The 16,066-nt window shown below is 72.4% G+C and carries 13 protein-coding genes; 7 read left to right on the top strand and 6 right to left on the bottom strand.

Annotated elements, in window-relative coordinates:
* Positions 1-32 precede the first annotated feature (32 nt).
* The gene (locus AAW13_RS12910) at positions 33-1,028 is read left to right on the top strand and encodes a hypothetical protein (protein ID WP_046734074.1); all 996 of its coding nucleotides are present in this window, start codon (positions 33-35) and stop codon (positions 1,026-1,028) included.
* A gap of 430 nt (positions 1,029-1,458) precedes the next feature.
* Complete coding sequence (locus AAW13_RS12905) at positions 1,459-2,112, top strand: HAD family hydrolase (RefSeq protein WP_046734073.1); 654 nt, start codon at positions 1,459-1,461, stop codon at positions 2,110-2,112.
* On the opposite strand, the gene AAW13_RS12900 is transcribed toward AAW13_RS12905, so the two are convergent.
* Entirely contained in the window at positions 2,085-2,339 is a 255-nt protein-coding gene (locus AAW13_RS12900) for a hypothetical protein (RefSeq protein ID WP_046734072.1), read from the bottom strand. The two genes, AAW13_RS12905 and AAW13_RS12900, sit on opposite strands and share 28 nt — an antisense overlap.
* Positions 2,340-2,527: 188 nt before the next feature.
* Here AAW13_RS12900 and AAW13_RS47410 point away from each other — a divergent pair, with 188 nt between their 5' ends.
* The gene (locus AAW13_RS47410) at positions 2,528-2,911 is read left to right on the top strand and encodes a cold-shock protein (RefSeq protein ID WP_046734071.1); all 384 of its coding nucleotides are present in this window, start codon (positions 2,528-2,530) and stop codon (positions 2,909-2,911) included.
* Between the two features lie 5 nt (positions 2,912-2,916).
* Here AAW13_RS47410 and AAW13_RS12890 read toward each other — a convergent pair whose 3' ends face one another.
* From AAW13_RS12890 to AAW13_RS12875, 4 genes are all read right to left on the bottom strand, one after another.
* Positions 2,917-3,771 (bottom strand): 1,4-dihydroxy-6-naphtoate synthase, encoded by an 855-nt coding sequence (locus tag AAW13_RS12890; protein ID WP_046734070.1) that lies wholly within the window; start codon positions 3,769-3,771, stop codon positions 2,917-2,919.
* Positions 3,758-4,510 carry a futalosine hydrolase gene (locus tag AAW13_RS12885; protein WP_206306203.1) on the bottom strand — a complete coding sequence of 251 codons (753 nt, stop codon included), beginning with the start codon at positions 4,508-4,510 and terminating at the stop codon, positions 3,758-3,760. The genes AAW13_RS12890 and AAW13_RS12885 overlap by 14 nt, the downstream gene beginning before the upstream one ends.
* Positions 4,480-4,953 (bottom strand): hypothetical protein, encoded by a 474-nt coding sequence (locus AAW13_RS12880; protein WP_046734069.1) that lies wholly within the window; start codon positions 4,951-4,953, stop codon positions 4,480-4,482. The genes AAW13_RS12885 and AAW13_RS12880 overlap by 31 nt, the downstream gene beginning before the upstream one ends.
* Positions 4,954-5,015: 62 nt before the next feature.
* Positions 5,016-6,473 carry an MFS transporter gene (locus AAW13_RS12875; protein WP_046734089.1) on the bottom strand — a complete coding sequence of 486 codons (1,458 nt, stop codon included), beginning with the start codon at positions 6,471-6,473 and terminating at the stop codon, positions 5,016-5,018.
* 358 nt (positions 6,474-6,831) lie between these two features.
* Between AAW13_RS12875 and AAW13_RS12870 the strand changes: the two genes are divergently transcribed.
* From AAW13_RS12870 to AAW13_RS12855, 4 genes are all read left to right on the top strand, one after another.
* Positions 6,832-7,758 carry a DUF3027 domain-containing protein gene (locus AAW13_RS12870; RefSeq protein ID WP_046734068.1) on the top strand — a complete coding sequence of 309 codons (927 nt, stop codon included), beginning with the start codon at positions 6,832-6,834 and terminating at the stop codon, positions 7,756-7,758.
* Positions 7,759-8,235: 477 nt separating this feature from the next.
* Complete coding sequence (locus AAW13_RS12865; protein ID WP_206306202.1) at positions 8,236-11,412, top strand: sacsin N-terminal ATP-binding-like domain-containing protein; 3,177 nt, start codon at positions 8,236-8,238, stop codon at positions 11,410-11,412.
* A 210-nt stretch (positions 11,413-11,622) separates the two neighbouring features.
* Positions 11,623-12,558, top strand: a complete 936-nt coding sequence (locus AAW13_RS12860) for a hypothetical protein (protein ID WP_046734066.1) — start codon at positions 11,623-11,625, stop codon at positions 12,556-12,558.
* 182 nt (positions 12,559-12,740) lie between these two features.
* Positions 12,741-13,523 (top strand): hypothetical protein, encoded by a 783-nt coding sequence (locus tag AAW13_RS12855; protein ID WP_046734065.1) that lies wholly within the window; start codon positions 12,741-12,743, stop codon positions 13,521-13,523.
* Between the two features lie 87 nt (positions 13,524-13,610).
* Here the strand turns inward: AAW13_RS12855 and AAW13_RS12850 are convergent, their stop codons facing one another.
* Positions 13,611-16,010 (bottom strand): HAD-IC family P-type ATPase, encoded by a 2,400-nt coding sequence (locus AAW13_RS12850; RefSeq protein ID WP_046734064.1) that lies wholly within the window; start codon positions 16,008-16,010, stop codon positions 13,611-13,613.
* Positions 16,011-16,066 lie beyond the last annotated feature (56 nt).

Raw genomic sequence — 16,066 nt, 5'->3', positions numbered from 1 at the left:
TCATTCAACGCATAGGCCCCGGAGGGGACTTCGTGGGTATCGAGAGCGATCAGGTCGTCTACGAGTATCTGAGCCGCGTCGGGGACATCGCGCACCAGCGCCAGTTGTCGTCGGCCGAACGCATGCGGCTGGTGTCCGGGCTGCGCAACGAGATCGACCGGCACCGGTCGAAGGCGACCGTGGACAGCCCGGCCGCCGTCCGGCGCATCCTGGACCGGCTGGGCACCCCCGACGAGGTGGTCGAGGCGGCGGGCGGTACGGCGGACGGCGCGCCGCAGCCCCCGTCCCCCGCGGTCCCCGTCCAGCGGGACACCGGGCCGTCGGCGCCGACGCGGACGTCCAAGGCGTCGGGCACGCCGGGGTCTTCGGCTGAGCGGCCCCGCCGGGTCGTGCCCCGGCCCCGGCCGGACGAGCCGGACGGGCCGGGTGGGCCGGGTGGGCCGGACGGGCCCGGGTACGGTGCCGGCCGGACCGACTGGTGGCGGGTGGACAGCAGTCCGTTCGGGGACGCCGACGGGGTGCCCGGGTTCGTGGGCGGTGTGGAGATCCCGGAGATGCTCCGCAGGCCGGATTTCCGGAAGGAGGAGCCCGGGGACGGATCGGCCGAGGCCGCGCCGGAGGAACCGGTCCCGGAGGCCGAGGTCGTGCCGGCACCGCGGCGGGGCATCCGGATGGTGCCCCGCCCCGCCGCGGGCTGGTCCAACCCGCTGCTCCTGCTCGCCGCCGCCGCGCTCGTGGTCGGCGCGCTGCTCGGCAACTGGTTCGCGCTGATCCTCGGCTGGCTGATCGCCTACGGCTCGAAGCGCCTCACCCCGGCGGAGACGAAGCTGGCGGTGATGTGGGTGCCGGGTCTTTCGGTGACGGCCGGCCTGGTCTGGCTGTGGGGCCGCAGCGCGGGGCGCTGGGGCGAGCCGATAGCCCAGGGGCACATGAGCGGGGCGGTCGCGGAGACCTGGCCGTGGGTGGTGCGGGGGGCGGCGGTGGCGTCGGCGCTCTATCTGGTGTGGCGGTCGCAGAGGACGCGGTAGGGGTTGCCAAATCCGGTCGGCGGGCGGCCGCGGGTGAGTGGGGGCCGTTCGCGCAGTTCCCCGCGCCCCTACCGGGTCGCTCCACACCCGCCCCTACCGGGTCGCTGCCCACCCGCCCCTGCCGGGTCGCTGCACCTCCCCCTGCCGGGTGAGCGCTGCCCACCCGCCCCCGCCGGGTGAGCGCTGCCCACCCGCCCCTGCCGGGTCGCTGCCCACCCGCCCCTGCCGGGGCGCTGCACATCCCCCCTGAAAGGGGCGCTGCGGATACGCCCCTGAAAGGGGCGCGGGGAACTGCGCGACAAGCCCCCACCGGCCGGCAGCCGACCGGCAACCGGCAACCGGCAGCCGACCGGCAACCGGCAACCGGCAACCGACCGGCAACCGGCAACCGGCATCCGGCCCCGGCCCCCGCCCCGCAGGGACCTGCACAATGACCCATATGACTTCTCGCGCCCTCACCGTCGGTTTTGACCTCGACATGACGCTCATCGACTCCCGGCCCGGCATCCACGCCACCTATGTGGCGCTCGCCGAGCGGACCGGGACGTACATCGACGCCGATCTGGCGGTCACCCGGCTGGGGCCGCCGCTCGCCGAGGAGCTGATCCACTGGTTCCCGGCCGAGCGGATCGCGGAGATGAGCGAGCTCTACCGGGCCATGTACCCGGAGATCGCGATCACCGCGACGCCCGCCATGCCGGGTGCGCGGGAGGCGATCGCCGCGGTGCGGGACGCCGGCGGGAAGAGCGTGGTGGTCACCGCGAAGTACGAGCCCAACGCGAAACTGCACCTCGGCCACCTCGGCATAGTCCCGGACGCCGTCGTCGGCGACCTGTGGGCCGAACAGAAGGCGGTGGCGCTGCGCGAGCACGACGCGGGCGCGTACGTCGGCGACCACGTCGGGGACGTACGCGGGGCCCGCAAGGCGGGAGCCCTGGCGGTGGCGGTGGCCACCGGGCCCTGCGACGCCGAGGAGCTGCGCGCGGCCGGCGCCGACGTGGTGCTCGCCGACCTCACCGAACTGCCCGCCTGGCTGGCCGGCTACCGCGAGGGCGGCTACCGCGAGGACGCCTCCCGCGCCTGACGGCGGCCGGCCGCGACCGACTGGAGCACTCCGGCGCCCGCGACCAGGAAGCCGACGCCCATGAGCATGCTCAGCAGGTACATGTAGGTCGGAAAAGGCTTCGCACCGAGGAACAGCGGTATCACGGTGACGAGTGTGGCCACCGTACCGATGAAGAAGACCACGGCACCGGCGCGGATCAGTCGGTCACCGGGCCCGGTGGAATTCGCTTGGGTTTTGTCACGCACTCGACCAGGGTAGTTCCCTGCCCGAAGGAACAACCGGGCGACGTCTTGTCACGCGCCCGAAGACCATTAGCCTTGGTACCGGCGGGTCATGGTCGACCCGCCCGAGTGCTATCAAGGCCCGTTCCAGAGCTGTTGCATTCAGAAGTTTTCCGAGCAGTTTCCGACGAGATACGAGGACGAGGACAGACGTGCCTACCGGCAAGGTCAAGTGGTTCAACAGTGAGAAGGGCTTCGGCTTTCTCTCCCGCGACGATGGCGGTGACGTCTTCGTCCATTCCTCGGTTCTCCCCGACGGGGTCGACGCCCTCAAGCCCGGTCAGCGCGTGGAGTTCGGCGTCGTGGCCGGTCAACGCGGTGACCAGGCACTGTCGGTGGTCCTTCTCGACCCTACCCCGTCGGTCGCCGCCGCCCAGCGCAAGAAGCCGGACGAACTGGCCTCGATCGTGCAGGACCTGACGACCCTGCTCGAAAACATCACGCCGATGCTGGAGCGCGGCCGCTACCCGGAGAAGACCGCCGGTAAGAAGATTGCGGGTCTTCTGCGCGCGGTCGCGGACCAGCTGGACGTCTGAACCAATTACGGGAAATCGAGTGCGTGCGGACCGAGGGGCGGTACGAGTCCCTCGGCCGCCGCGCGGGTGAGCAGCCCGCGGACCGCCGCGTAGCCGTCCTCACCGAGTTCCGAGGTGAACTCGTTGACGTAGAGCCCGATGTGCTGGTCGGCGACGGCCGGGTCCATCTCCTGGGCGTGGGCCATGACATAGGGCCGGGAGACCTCGGGATCGTCCCAGGCCGCGTGGACGGACGTACGGATCGACTCGGCGAGCCGCGTGAGCCGTTCCGCGCCCAGCGAGCGCTTCGCGATGATCGCGCCGAGCGGGATCGGCAGGCCCGTGGTGTCCTCCCAGTGCTCGCCCATGTCGGCGAGCTTGTGCAGCCCGTAGTTCTGGTACGTGAACCGCGCCTCGTGGATGACGAGCCCCGCGTCGACCTTCCCGTCCCGGACCGCCGGCATGATCTCGTGGAACGGCATCACCACGATCTCGCCCACCCCGCCGTCCGTCAGGGTGTCGGCCGCCCACAGCCGGAACAGCAGGTACGCCGTCGACCGCTCGCTCGGTACGGCGACGGTACGGCCGGTGAGGTCCACCCCGGCCTCCCGGGTCAGCACCAGCGGCCCGCAGCCCCGCCCCAGCGCACCCCCGCAGGGCAGCAGCGCGTACTCGTCGAGGACGTACGGCAGCACGGCGTACGACACCTTCAGCGCGTCCCACTCGCCGCGCTCGGCCATGCCGTTGGTGATGTCGATGTCCGCGAAGGTCACGTCCAGGGCGGGCGCGCCCGGCACCCGGCCGTGGGCGAGGGCGTCGAAGACGAAGGTGTCGTTCGGGCAGGGCGAGTAAGCGATCTTCAGCAGGTCACCGGTGGTCATGTGGGTTCCAACTCTCCAGGGCGGGCGCGAGCTTCCCGAAGGCCGCCGTCAGGGCGGCCAGCGCGTCGCCGATGCGCCAGGCGGCGCGGTCGCGGGGGCCGACGGCGTTGGAGACCGCGCGTATCTCCAGCACGGGCACCCCGTGCGCGGCGGCCGCCTCGGCGACCCCGAAGCCCTCCATGGCCTCCGCGAGGGCCTGCGGGTGCCGGGCGCGCAGGGCGGCGGCACGGGGGGCGGTTCCGGTCACGGTGGACACGGTGAGCACCGTGCCGGGACGTGCCCCGGTCGCCGCGGCGATAACTCGTACGAGTGAATTTGGTGGACGGTGGCTGACGGTGCCGAAACCCAGCCCGGTGACCGGCACGAATCCGTCGGCGGTCTCGGCGCCCAGGTCGGCCACGGTGATCTGGTCGGCGACGACCAGTGAACCCAGGGGGGCCTCCGGCTGGAAACCGCCGGCGATCCCGGCGGAGACGACCAGCGCGTAGGGGCGGCCTTCGAGGGCGGCGGCGGTGAGGGCGGTCGCGGTGCCCGCGGCGGCCAGGGCCGGGCCGACCCCGGCGGCCAGCAGGTCGTACCCGCCCGCGGTGCGCAGCAGTGTCCCGGCCGGCAGCCGCACCTCGGTCGTACCGTCGGTGAACGCCCCCGCCACCGCGTCCCGCTCGGCGGGGACCGCGGTGGTCACGAGGACGCGTACGGCGGACGTGGTCAGGCGTCCTTCTTGAGCTTGAAGGACCACAGACCCAGCACCGACTTGTCGCCCTCCTTGATGGAGACGAGCGTCGAGTTGCCGGAGGCGCCGTACTGGGCGTTGAAGAACACGCTGCCCGGGATGGTGCGGTACGTCTTGCTGCTGGAGTCGGTGAGCGCCTGACCGTTCATCAGGATGGTCCAGCCGTTGTCCGCGATCTTCGGGTCGACGCCGAAGCGGACGGTGTCGTCCGGGTCCACCGAGATGGACTTGATCCCGGTGTCCTTCAGGCACTTCGTGAGGGCGGCGGTGTCCAGGGCCTTGCCGTCGTTGTAGCAGGTCGCCTCGGAGTTGACCGAGTTCGTGCCGACGGTGATCGTGGCGATCGGGGTCGGCTTGTCACAGGCAGACAGGACGAGCAGTCCGGCGGAAACGGCGCCGGCGGCGGCGACGACGCGGCGGCGTCGCGAGCGGGAGTGCAGCGTGGTCATGGCCGAAGGCTATCGGGCGCTCCCGGCCCGCTCCCCACGTGGGGTGCGGCGTGCCCGGTTCGTTACGCCACTCGCGGGCGGGCGCGGGTGCCGTGCCGGGCGGAGGCCAGCAGACCGCGCAGGGTGGTCAGCCAGCCGACGGCCACGATCGCGGCGGCCACCAGCAGCCCCAGGGTGCCGTTGAGCGGCATCACGATGCCCACCGCGCCACCGAACACCCACCCCATCTGCAACAGCGTCTCCGAGCGCGCGAACGCCGAGCTGCGGACCTGCTCCGGCACGTCCCGCTGGATCAGCGCGTCCAGGCACAGCTTGGCCAGCGCCTGCGCGAACCCGGCCACCGCGGCGAGGACGGCCACCAGGAAGGCGCCGAAGAACAGGGCCGCCACGACCGCCGTGCCCAGCACCACGGCCACCACCGTCACGATGATGATCTCCGGCGCCCGGGAGCGCAGCCAGGACCCCACCGCCGTGCCGAGCGCGTTGCCCGTGCCCGCGGCGACGCCCACGATCCCCAGCGACACCGCCGCGCTCTCGCCGGTCAGCGGGTGCTCGCGGAGCAGGAACGCCAGGAAGAAGATCAGGAAGCCGGAGAGACAGCGCAGGGCCGCGTTGGCGCCGAGCGCGTGCGTGACGGCCGGCCCGACGGTCCGCAGTCCCGGCCGCTTCGGCTCCCTGGCGTTCTTCGCGTCCCTGGCCGCCCTGGCCTCCTTGGCTTCCCTGGCCTCCCGGCGCAGCGGGCCGTGCAGGTGCTCCTCGTCGGCGGCGAGCAGCGCCACGTCCTCGCCCTTGGCCGAGTCGACCTTCGGGGGGAGGGTGAAGGAGAGGAACGTCCCGGCGACGAAGATCACGAAGGCCCCGTACAGCGGCCAGGGGTCGCCGACGGCGTGCAGCCCCGCACCGACCGGGGCGGCCACACCGGTGGCTAGCAGCCCCGCGAGGGTGACCCGGGAGTTGGCCTTCACCAGCGAGAACCGGGGCGGCAGCAGCCGCGGCACGACCGCGCTGCGCACCACGCCGTACGCCTTCGACGCGACCAGCACCCCGAGCGCCGCCGGATACAGCTCCAGACCGCCGCTCGCCACCGCCCCGGAGATGATCAGCGCGAGCAGCGCGCGGGCCAGCATCGCGGCGGCCATCGCGGCCCGGCGGCCGTGCGGCAGCCGGTCGAGCAGGGGGCCGATGACGGGGGCGAGGACCGTGAAGGGCGCCATGGTGATGGCGAGGTAGAGCGCGACGCGCCCGCGGGCCTCGTCCGTCGGCACCGAGAAGAACACGGTCGAGGCGAGCGCGACGGTGATCATCACGTCACCCGCGCCGTTCACCGCGTGCAGTTCGATCAGTTTCCCGAGGCCGGACTCGCCGGCGCCGTGCGCGTGGGTGGCCTTGCGGATGCCCCGGGCGGTACCGGTCACCGGGAGGTGCAGGGCACGGCCGACCGAGCGGACGGTACCGCGCACCCGGCCCGCACCGCCGCCGCCGACCCCGACGGACCGTTGGGGGGACTTCGCGGTTGCCACGTGCTTCATAGTGCCCTGAGACCGCTGTTCCTAGTGCACTTTGTCGCCAAGCGACGCGGACGGGCAGCGGCCGCGGAGCGCCCCGCGAGGGCACGCGGAACCGCGCGACCGGCCCGTACCGGCCGGCAGCCGCCCCACGACCGGGGCGCGCCCCCACCGCCGTCGGCCCCGCCGGACTGTCCCCCACCACCGGCGACGGGGTAGCGTGCGTATCTCAGCCATAGCGCAGAATGGATGGCATAGGTGCGCCCGAGCGCGATCGGACGCGGACGTCGATGCGGCCCACAGGTCCGCTCCGTCCGCCCCACCGCCGGAGGCGACCGCACCCGTGAGACGGCGTAGGAGAGAAGCGATACCTGTGAGCGCAGCGACAACGCGAAGCCGCACCCCCGACCGTCTGTGCGCCGAGGCCGTCGACCTCGCCCGTGCCGCCGCCGAGGAGGCCGCGGCACCCGGGGTGGTGGGAGAGCACGCCGGAGCGGTGGCGGAGGGCGATCGCGTCGTCACGCACTTCTTCGAGTGCAAGGAACTCGGGTACCGCGGCTGGCGCTGGGCGGTGACCGTCGCCCGTGCCTCCCGCGCCAAGGTCGTCACCCTGGACGAGGTGGTCCTGCTCCCCGGTCCCGACGCCCTGCTGGCCCCGGAGTGGGTGCCGTGGAGCGAGCGGCTGCGCCCCGGTGACATGGGGCCGGGCGACCTGCTGCCCACCGAGGCAGAGGATCTCCGTCTGGAACCCGGCTACACCGGCGAGGACGAGCCGGAGCCGAACTCCCCGGTCTCCGAGGAGATGGAGGAACTGGCGGAGGCGGAGGACGCCGACGTCACCGCGGGCACCCCCGCGAACCTCCCCACGGTCCCCACCCGGGGCACGATCGCCTCGGTCGCCGAGGAACTGGGCATGCGCCGGGCCCGGGTGCTCTCCCGTTACGGCCTGCACGTGGCCGCCGACCGCTGGGAGGAGGCGTTCGGCGCCAAGACCCCGATGGCGCAGGCGGCCCCCGCGACCTGCGTCAGCTGCGGCTTCCTCAGCCCCATCGGCGGCTCCCTCGGGCAGGCCTTCGGCGTCTGCGCCAACGAGTTCTCCCCGGCCGACGGCCGCGTGGTCTCCTTCGCCTACGGCTGCGGCGGCCACTCGGAGGCCGCGGTCATGCCGAAGACCCCGCAGCCGGCCCCGCCGGTGATCGACGAGACGAGGATCGACCCCTTCCCCCTCCGCCCGTCCGCCGACTCCGGCTCGGTACCGGCGACGGAGGACGAGACCACAGCGGAACTGGGCCACTCGTGACCCCGTACGAGCCGCCCGCTCCGGCGACCGCGCCGGCGTGGTCCTGAGCACGCGCTCGGGCAGCCCCACGCGTTCCCGTTCAGGGTCGAGAACGCGAGAACGCGCGGGTGCTCCCCTTACTCGTGACCGGCTCCCCTCACCTGTGACCGGCTGCCTTCACCGCTGGCCTGCTCCCTCCACCCGTGACCGGCTCCCTCCACCCGTGACCGGCTCCCCTCACCCGTGACCGGCTCCCCTCACCCGTGACCGGCTGCCTTCACCGCTGACCGGCTGCCTTCACCGCTGACCTGCTCCCTTCACCCGTGACCGTCGGCAGGCCTCGTGACGGCTGCCCTCCGGCGGCTGTGGAGCACCCCTCAGCCGTCCGGCCGGAAGCGGTCCGGCGGTGCGGTCGCGACGCTCCGAACGCTCCCCGGCGAGGTCGGTGGCCTCCAGGCGAAGAGCCTCGGCCGAGGCGGTACCTTCGTGCTCACGCCGATGAGGAGAGTGAACGTGAGCAAGTTCGTGCGGCCCGCAGCCGAGGGTGCCGACCCGTTCGGGACCGCCCGTCTCCGGCGAGGCGTCCTCGACGCCTGGGCCACCAGCCCCGCCCGGTTCCGTGAGGACGCCAACGCCGAGGAGGACCTGGTCCTCGGCGGCTACCGGGACCGGCTCGTCGTGGAGCTCGCGCAGAACGCGGCCGACGCGGCGGCCCGCGCCGGCGTCCCCGGCCGCTTCCGGCTCACCCTCCGCGACGGCGTCCTGTTCGCCGCCAACACCGGCGCCCCGCTGGACGCGGCCGGCGCCGAGTCCCTCTCCACCCTGCGCGCCTCCGCGAAGCGGGAGGAGACCGAGGGGGCCGTCGGCCGGTTCGGCGTCGGCTTCGCCGCCGTGCTCGCGGTCACGGACGAGCCCGCGGTCGTCGGCCGGCACGGCGGGGTCCGCTGGTCCCTCGCCGAGGCCCGGGAACTGGCCGAGGAGACCGCCGCCCAGACCTCCGGACTCGGCGACGAGATCCGCCGCCGCGACGGCCATGTCCCGCTGCTCCGGCTCCCGTTCGCCGCCGAGGGCACCGCCCCGGACCCGTACGACACGGTCGTGATCCTGCCGCTGCGGGACACCGCGGCCACCGATCTCGCCGAGCGCCTCCTCGACGCCGTCGACGACGCCCTGCTGCTCGCCCTGCCGGGGCTGGCGGAGGTCGTGATCGAGAACGGCGACCAGCCGTCCCGCACCCTGCGCCGCGACACCGACGGCGCCCACACGGTCGTGTCCGACTCGCGGCACGGCACGACCCGCTGGCGTACCGTCTCCGCGCACGGCACGCTCACCCCCGACCTGCTCGCCGACCGGCCGGTCGAGGAGCGGCTGCGGCCGCACTGGTCACTGACCTGGGCCGTACCCACGGACGGGCAGGGCGCCCCGGACCGGCCGCGCACCGCCGCCGTCGTGCACGCGCCCACCCCCAGTGACGAGCCGCTCGGCGTGCCCGCCCTGCTCATCGCGTCCTTCCCGCTCGACACCACCCGCCGGCACACCGCCCCCGGCCCGCTCACCGACTTCCTGGTGCGGCGCGCGGCCGACGCGTACGCCGAACTCCTCGCCGGCTGGCGGCCGGTGGGCGAGGGAATCATCCACCTCGTCCCCGGCCCGCTCGGCAAGGGCGAGCTGGACGGCGCGCTGCGCCAGGCGATCCTGGACCGGCTGCCGCGCACCGCCTTCCTGCCGCCCGCCGTCAAGTGCGGCGAGGACGGCGAGGACGGCGACCTGCCCGAGGCGCTGCGGCCGCGGGACGCCGAGATCGTGGAGGGGGCGGGTGCGGAGACCGTCCGCGTCCTCGCCGAGGTGCTGCCCACCCTTCTGCCCGCCGGCCTGGAACGCCGCGTGGAACTGCGCACGTTGTCCGTGGCCCGGCTCCCGCTCGCCGACGCCGTCGACCGGCTGGCCGGCCTGGAGAAGGACCCGGACTGGTGGTGGCGGCTCTACGACAGCCTCGCGGGCGTCGACCCGGAGCGGCTGTCCGGCCTGCCCGTGCCGTTGGCCGGGGGTACCTCCCAGGCTTTTGGCTCTGGCGGAGGGCGGACGACGATCGGCCCCCGTCAGGTGCTGCTGCCCACTCCCGACGCGACCGCCATCGACCCCGAGGTGCTCGCCCGGCTCGGCCTCAAGGTCGCCCACCAGGACGCCGTCCACCCGCTGCTGGAGAAGCTCGGCGCGCTGCCCGCGTCGCCGCGCGCGGTGCTCACCACCCCGCAGGTGCGGGCCGCGGTCGCCGCCTCCCTCGACGACGAGGGCGGCGCGCTGTGGGAGGAGGACGCCCTGGACGCCGAGGAGTTGGCGGACACGGTGCTGGCGCTGGTGCGGGACGCCGGTCTGGAACCCGGCGACGAGCCCTGGCTGGGCGCGCTCGCCCTGCCCGACGAGGACGGCGAGCCGGCCCCGGCAGGTGAACTGGTGCTGCCCGGCAGCCCGTTCGCGCGGATCATCCGCGAGGGCGAACTGGCCGCCGTGGACGCCGAACTGGCCGAGAAGTGGGGCGAACAGCCGCTGACCGCCTGCGGGGTCCTCGCCAACTTCGCACTCGTCCGCGCCACCGACGTGGTCCTGGACCCGGACGAACTGGAGCCACGGGAGGGCGACTTCGCCGAGCCCGACGACGCGGGTCTGCTGGACGCCGTCGACGTCTGGAGCGAGGACGTCCTCGACCGCTTCCCCGACACCCCGGTGCCGCCGGTGGCCACCGAGCTGATCGCCGTCCGCGACCTGGACCTCGTCGACGAGGACCACTGGCCGGAGGCCCTCGCGCTGCTCGCCCGGCCGCCCCTGCGTGACGCCCTCACCCAGCCGGTCCGCGTCCTGCTGCCGGACGGCACCCACGAGGTCGTACGGCCGTACACGGCCTGGTGGCTGCGCGGCCAGCCGGTGCTGGACGGCCGCCGCCCCGCCGGACTGCTGGCGGCCGGCGGCGACCCGCTGCTGCGCGGTCTCTACGAGGAGGCGGACGCCACCGGCTTCGAGGACGAGCAGGTGCTGCGGGCGCTGGGCGTACGGACGTCGGTGGCCGCGCTCCTGGACGAGCCCGGCGGTGCCGCCGAACTCCTGGACCGCCTGGCGGACCCCGACCGTCGGGTGACCCCCGGCCAACTGCACGCCCTGTACGGTGCGCTGGCGGACCTGGATCCCGAACAGGTGACCCTGCCCGACGAGTTGCGCGCGGTGATCGACGGCCGGGTGGAGGTGGTGGACGCGGCGGACGCGGTGGTCGTCGACTCCCCGGACCTGCTCCCGTTCACGGACGGCGTGCCGCTGCTGCCGGTACGTCCCGCGCGCGCGGCGGAGTTGGCGGAGCTGTTCCAGGTACGGCGGCTGAGCGAGTCGGTGACGGGCTCGGTCGACTCGCAGGGCACGGAACACGAGGTCCCCGAGTCCGTCCGCGTCCTGCTCGGCCCGCGTACTCCCGAGACCTACGTCGAGCACGAGGAACTGGTGGTCGACGGCGTCGAGATCGACTGGCGCCTCACCGGGGACGGCGTCCTGCACGCGGCGACCCTGGAGGGCGTCGCGGCCGGCCTCGCCTGGGCGGCGGGCCAGTGGCCACGCCGCTTCGAGGTCGCGGCCCTTCTGGAGGACCCGTCCCGAACGGAGGAGCTGGCCCGGGACCGCTGGTTCGACTGAGCCGGGGCGGCGGAGCGCCCCCGATCCGGACCGGCATCCCCGATCCGGACCGGCATCCCCGATCCGGACGAGCAATCCCCGATCCGGACGGGCACCACCCGTTTCACAGGTTGTCCTCAACTTTCAAATTCCGTACAACCTTTGTCGCCCCTGGCGGATCTGATCGGGCGAGTCGACTGACTCCCCGATCACTTACATGCAGGGGAACGCATGCGCATACGTGCCACTGTGGCCGCCGTCTCCGGCGCCCTGGCCCTCTCCGCTCTCGCCGTGCCGGCCGCGCAGGCCTCCGGCGGTTCTTCCTACAGCCCCGCCGACCTGGCGAAGGTCGCGGCCGCGGCCCAGCAGGCCGCCTCCGGCCGGGCTGCGTACACCGCGTCGACCGCCGACGACACCGGTGAGCCGTACACCCTGGACCTGTCCTTCTCCAACGTGAAGGTCAACAAGGGCAAGCCGATCGTCGCGGGCACCACCACCCACGTGAAGGCGCCGGTCACCTACACCGTGACGCACGCCGCCGACGTCGACATCCACGCGGACGACTTCCTGATGGACGTCGAGATCTACCGCGGCTCCTACAGCAACCCGGTCAACATCCTCGCCGGTGACGACTGGCCGTCCTGCACGGACACCTCGGCGACCACCGCCAGCTGCAAGGGCACCATCGACGTCTACGCGAACGAGGACCTCTCGAACGCGGACGCCACCAGCTGGAAGGCGATCGGCTACGCCATCGCCCTCAACGGCCAGGACCCGCTCGCCGAGGACGTCGACTGGACCAAGATCGGCTATGTCGACCAGGACGCCCTGGCCACCACCAAGCTCCAGCGCCTGTCCAAGCTGACGGTCAACGCCGCCCCGGAGCCGGTGAAGAAGGGCAAGACCATCACGGTCACCGGCAAGCTCTCCCGGGCCAACTGGGACGACGGCAAGTACCACGGCTACGCCAACCAGTCGGTGCGGCTTCAGTTCCGCAAGAAGAACTCCAGCACCTACACCAACGTCAAGGGCATCAAGTCGTCCTCGACCGGCACGCTGAAGACCACCACCAAGGCGACGGTGGACGGCTACTACCGCTTCTCCTTCGTCGGCACGTCCACGACCCCGGCGGTCAACGCCACGGGTGACTACGTCGACGTGAAGTAGCGGCTCCCGCGGGCAGCGGCAGTCCCAAGGAGACGTAATCCGGTCGCAAAAGAATCAAAATCTGACCGGATTACGTCTCACCCGTACAACCAGTCTCCCTGCTCATGGATCTGATCATCCGAGTCAACAGACTCCCTAGATCACTTGGGCCTCACGCCCACTGTTCTCCACCTGGGGAATCCATGCGTATTCGTGCCACTGTGGCCGCCGTCTCCGGCGCCCTGGCCATCTCCGCGTTCGTCGCCCCGGCCGCCCACGCCGCCGGCACCGCGCCGAACGTCACCTTCTCCAACGTGAAGGTCAACAAGGGCAGCAGCATGGTCGTCGGTACGACCAAGGCGTCCTTCTCGGTCACCTACACCGTGACCCACCCGTCGACCCTGAAGGCGAGCGACTTCGCCACCGGTCCGGCCATCTACCGCGGCACCTCGGTGACCAAGCCGAGCGACCTGTTCGTCTCCGACGACCCGGGCACCTGCACCGCCGCCTCCAGCACCGTCCTGAACTGCAAGGCATCCCTGGTCTTCACGGTCAACGGTGATTGGGACCTGACCAACTCCGAGGCCGGATCCTGGAACGTCGGCGCCGTCGCCGTCGGTGAGGGCGGTTCGAAGTGGGTGGGCGGCCTGGGCACCACCAAGGTCCTGCGCGCCACGAAGCTCACCGTCAACGCCACCCCCGAGCCGGTCAAGAAGGGCAAGACCGTCACGGTCACCGGTTCCCTGACCCGCGCCAACTGGGACACCCACAAGTACGGCGCCTTCGGCAGCCAGTCGGTGAAGCTCCAGTTCCGCAAGAAGAGCGCCGGCACCTACACCACGCTGAAGACCATCAAGTCGTCCTCCACGGGCGCCCTGAAGACGACGACCACGGCGACGGTCGACGGCTACTACCGCTACTCCTTCGCCGCCACCACGACGTCCGGAGCGGCCAACGCCACCGGCGACTACGTCGACGTGCAGTAGCAGCGCCCATAGGCGCAGCGCCCCGTAAGGGACGCGGGGAACCGCGCGACCAGCCCCCACCGGGCCCGCGCGGTTCCCCCCGCCGCGTCACACCGGATACTTCCGCTCCACCCACTTCCACAGGAACTCCAGCACCACCGACGCCACCACGGCCACGCCGACGGCGGTCCACGGCATCGCCACCCCCACCAGCTTCAGCGCGAAGAAGCTCTGTAGCGCGGGCACGGCCAGCACGAGGACGAAGGCCACGCCCATCGACGCGACCAGGCAGATCCGCCACCAGGTGTAGGGGCGGGCGATGATCGCCAGGATCCACATCGAGACCAGGAACAGGGTCAGGGTCGCGGCGCTGGTCTCCGCGTCCAGCGAGCCGGTGCCGGTGTAGTGGTGCCGGGCGACCAGGTACGTCACGAAGGTCGCGACCCCCGCCACCACCCCGCCCGGGATCGAGTAGCGCATCACCCGGCGGACGAAGTGCGGTCTGGCCCGCTCCTTGTTGGGGGCCAGGGCCAGGAAGAAGGCCGGGATGCCGATGGTCAGGGTGGACAGCAGGGTCAGGTGCCTGGGCAGGAAGGGGTACTCGACCTGCCAGCACACCACCAGCACCGCGAGCAGCACCGAGTAGACCGTCTTGACCAGGAAGAGGGTCGCCACCCGGGTGATGTTGCCGATCACCCGGCGCCCCTCGGCCACCACCGAGGGCAGCGTGGCGAAGCTGTTGTCCAGCAGGACGATCTGGGCGACCGCGCGGGTCGCCTCGGATCCCGAGCCCATCGCGACGCCGATGTCGGCGTCCTTGAGGGCGAGCACGTCGTTCACGCCGTCGCCGGTCATCGCGACCGTGTGCCCGCGTGACTGGAGCGCCCCCACCATGTCCCGCTTCTGCTGCGGGGTGACCCGCCCGAACACCGTGCCCTCGTCCAGCGCCTCGGCCATCGCGCCGGGCTCGGCGGGCAGCCGGCGCGCGTCCACCGTCGTACCGCTCAGGCCGAGCTTCGCGGCCACGGCGCCGACCGAGACCGCGTTGTCGCCGGAGATGACCTTCGCCCGGACGTCCTGGTCGGCGAAGTAGCGGAGGGTGTCGCCCGCGTCCGGGCGCAGCCGCTGTTCCAGAACCACCAGGGCGGTGGGGCGGGCGCCGTCGGCCACCCGCGCGTGGTCGAGGTCCCGGGTGGCGCGGGCCAGCAGCAGCACCCGCAGCCCCTCCTCGTTGAGGCGTACGGTCTCGGCCAGTGCCGGGTCGTCGGCGCCGAGCAGCACGTCCGGTGCCCCCAGCAGCCAGGTGCTGGTCTCCCCGTCGCCCTCGCTGAAGGTCGCGCCGCTGTACTTGCGGGCGGAGGAGAACGGCAGCGACTCCACGCACCGCCAGTCCTCGCTGTCGGGGTAGGCGTCGATGATCGCCTGGAGGGAGGCGTTGGGGCGCGGGTCGGACTCGCCGAGCGAGCCCAGCACGGTACGGACGTACGTCTCGTCGGCTCCGTTCAGCGCCCGCAGCTCGGTGACGTCCATGCCGCCCTCGGTGAGGGTGCCGGTCTTGTCGAGGCAGACGGTGTCGATGCGGGCCAGGCCCTCGATCGCGGGGAGTTCCTGGACCAGGCACTGCTGCCGGCCCAGCCGGATCACGCCGATCGCGAAGGCGACGGAGGTCAGGAGCACGAGCCCCTCGGGGACCATCGGGACGATGCCGCCGACCGTGCGGGCGACGGCGTCCTTGAAACCGTTGTTCTTCACCACCAGCTGGGTGACGACCAGGCCGATCGCGGCCGGGACCATCATCCAGGTCACGTACTTGAGGATCGTCGAGATGCCGGTGCGCAGTTCGGAGTGGACCAGGGTGAAGCGGGAGGCCTCCTCGGCGAGCTGGGCCGCGTAGGCCTCCCGGCCGACCTTCGTCGCCGTGAAGGCGCCACCGCCCGCCACCACGAAGGAACCCGACATCACCGGGTCGCCGGGGTGTTTGACGACCGGGTCGGCCTCGCCGGTGAGCAGCGACTCGTCGATCTCCAGCCCGTCGGTCTCGGCGCACACCCCGTCCACGACGATCTTGTCTCCGGGCCCGATCTCGATCAGGTCGTCCAGCACGATCTCGCCGGTGCCCACTTCGACGGCGACCCCGTCCCGGCGCACGGTCGGCCGCGCCTCGCCGATCACCGCGAGCGAGTCCAGGGTCTGCTTCGCCCGCCACTCCTGCACGATGCCGATCCCGGTGTTGGCGAGGATCACGAAGCCGAACAGGCTGTCCTGGATCGGTGCCACGAACAGCATGACCAGCCACAGCACGCCGATGATCGCGTTGAACCGGGTGAACACGTTCGCCCGCACGATCTCGCCGAGCGAGCGGCTGCTGCGCAGCGGTACGTCGTTCACCTCGCCGCGTGCGACGCGCTGCGCGACGTCGGCGGACGTCAGGCCGCCGGTCCTGGCCGGCGCCGGGAGGGGGACCGGATGCACGGGGTCGAGTTCCGCGCCCGCGTCGATGTGCTGCATGCATTCGACGGTACGTGCGGTTTTGCGCGTTCACATGCGGAGTGCGCCAAAGATCC

It is taken from the genome of Streptomyces humi (assembly GCF_001005085.2).
Classification (GTDB): Bacteria; Actinomycetota; Actinomycetes; order Streptomycetales; family Streptomycetaceae; genus Streptomyces; species Streptomyces humi.
The sequence above is the reverse complement of the archived record's forward strand: the minus strand, read 5'-3'. Positions and strand labels throughout refer to the sequence as shown.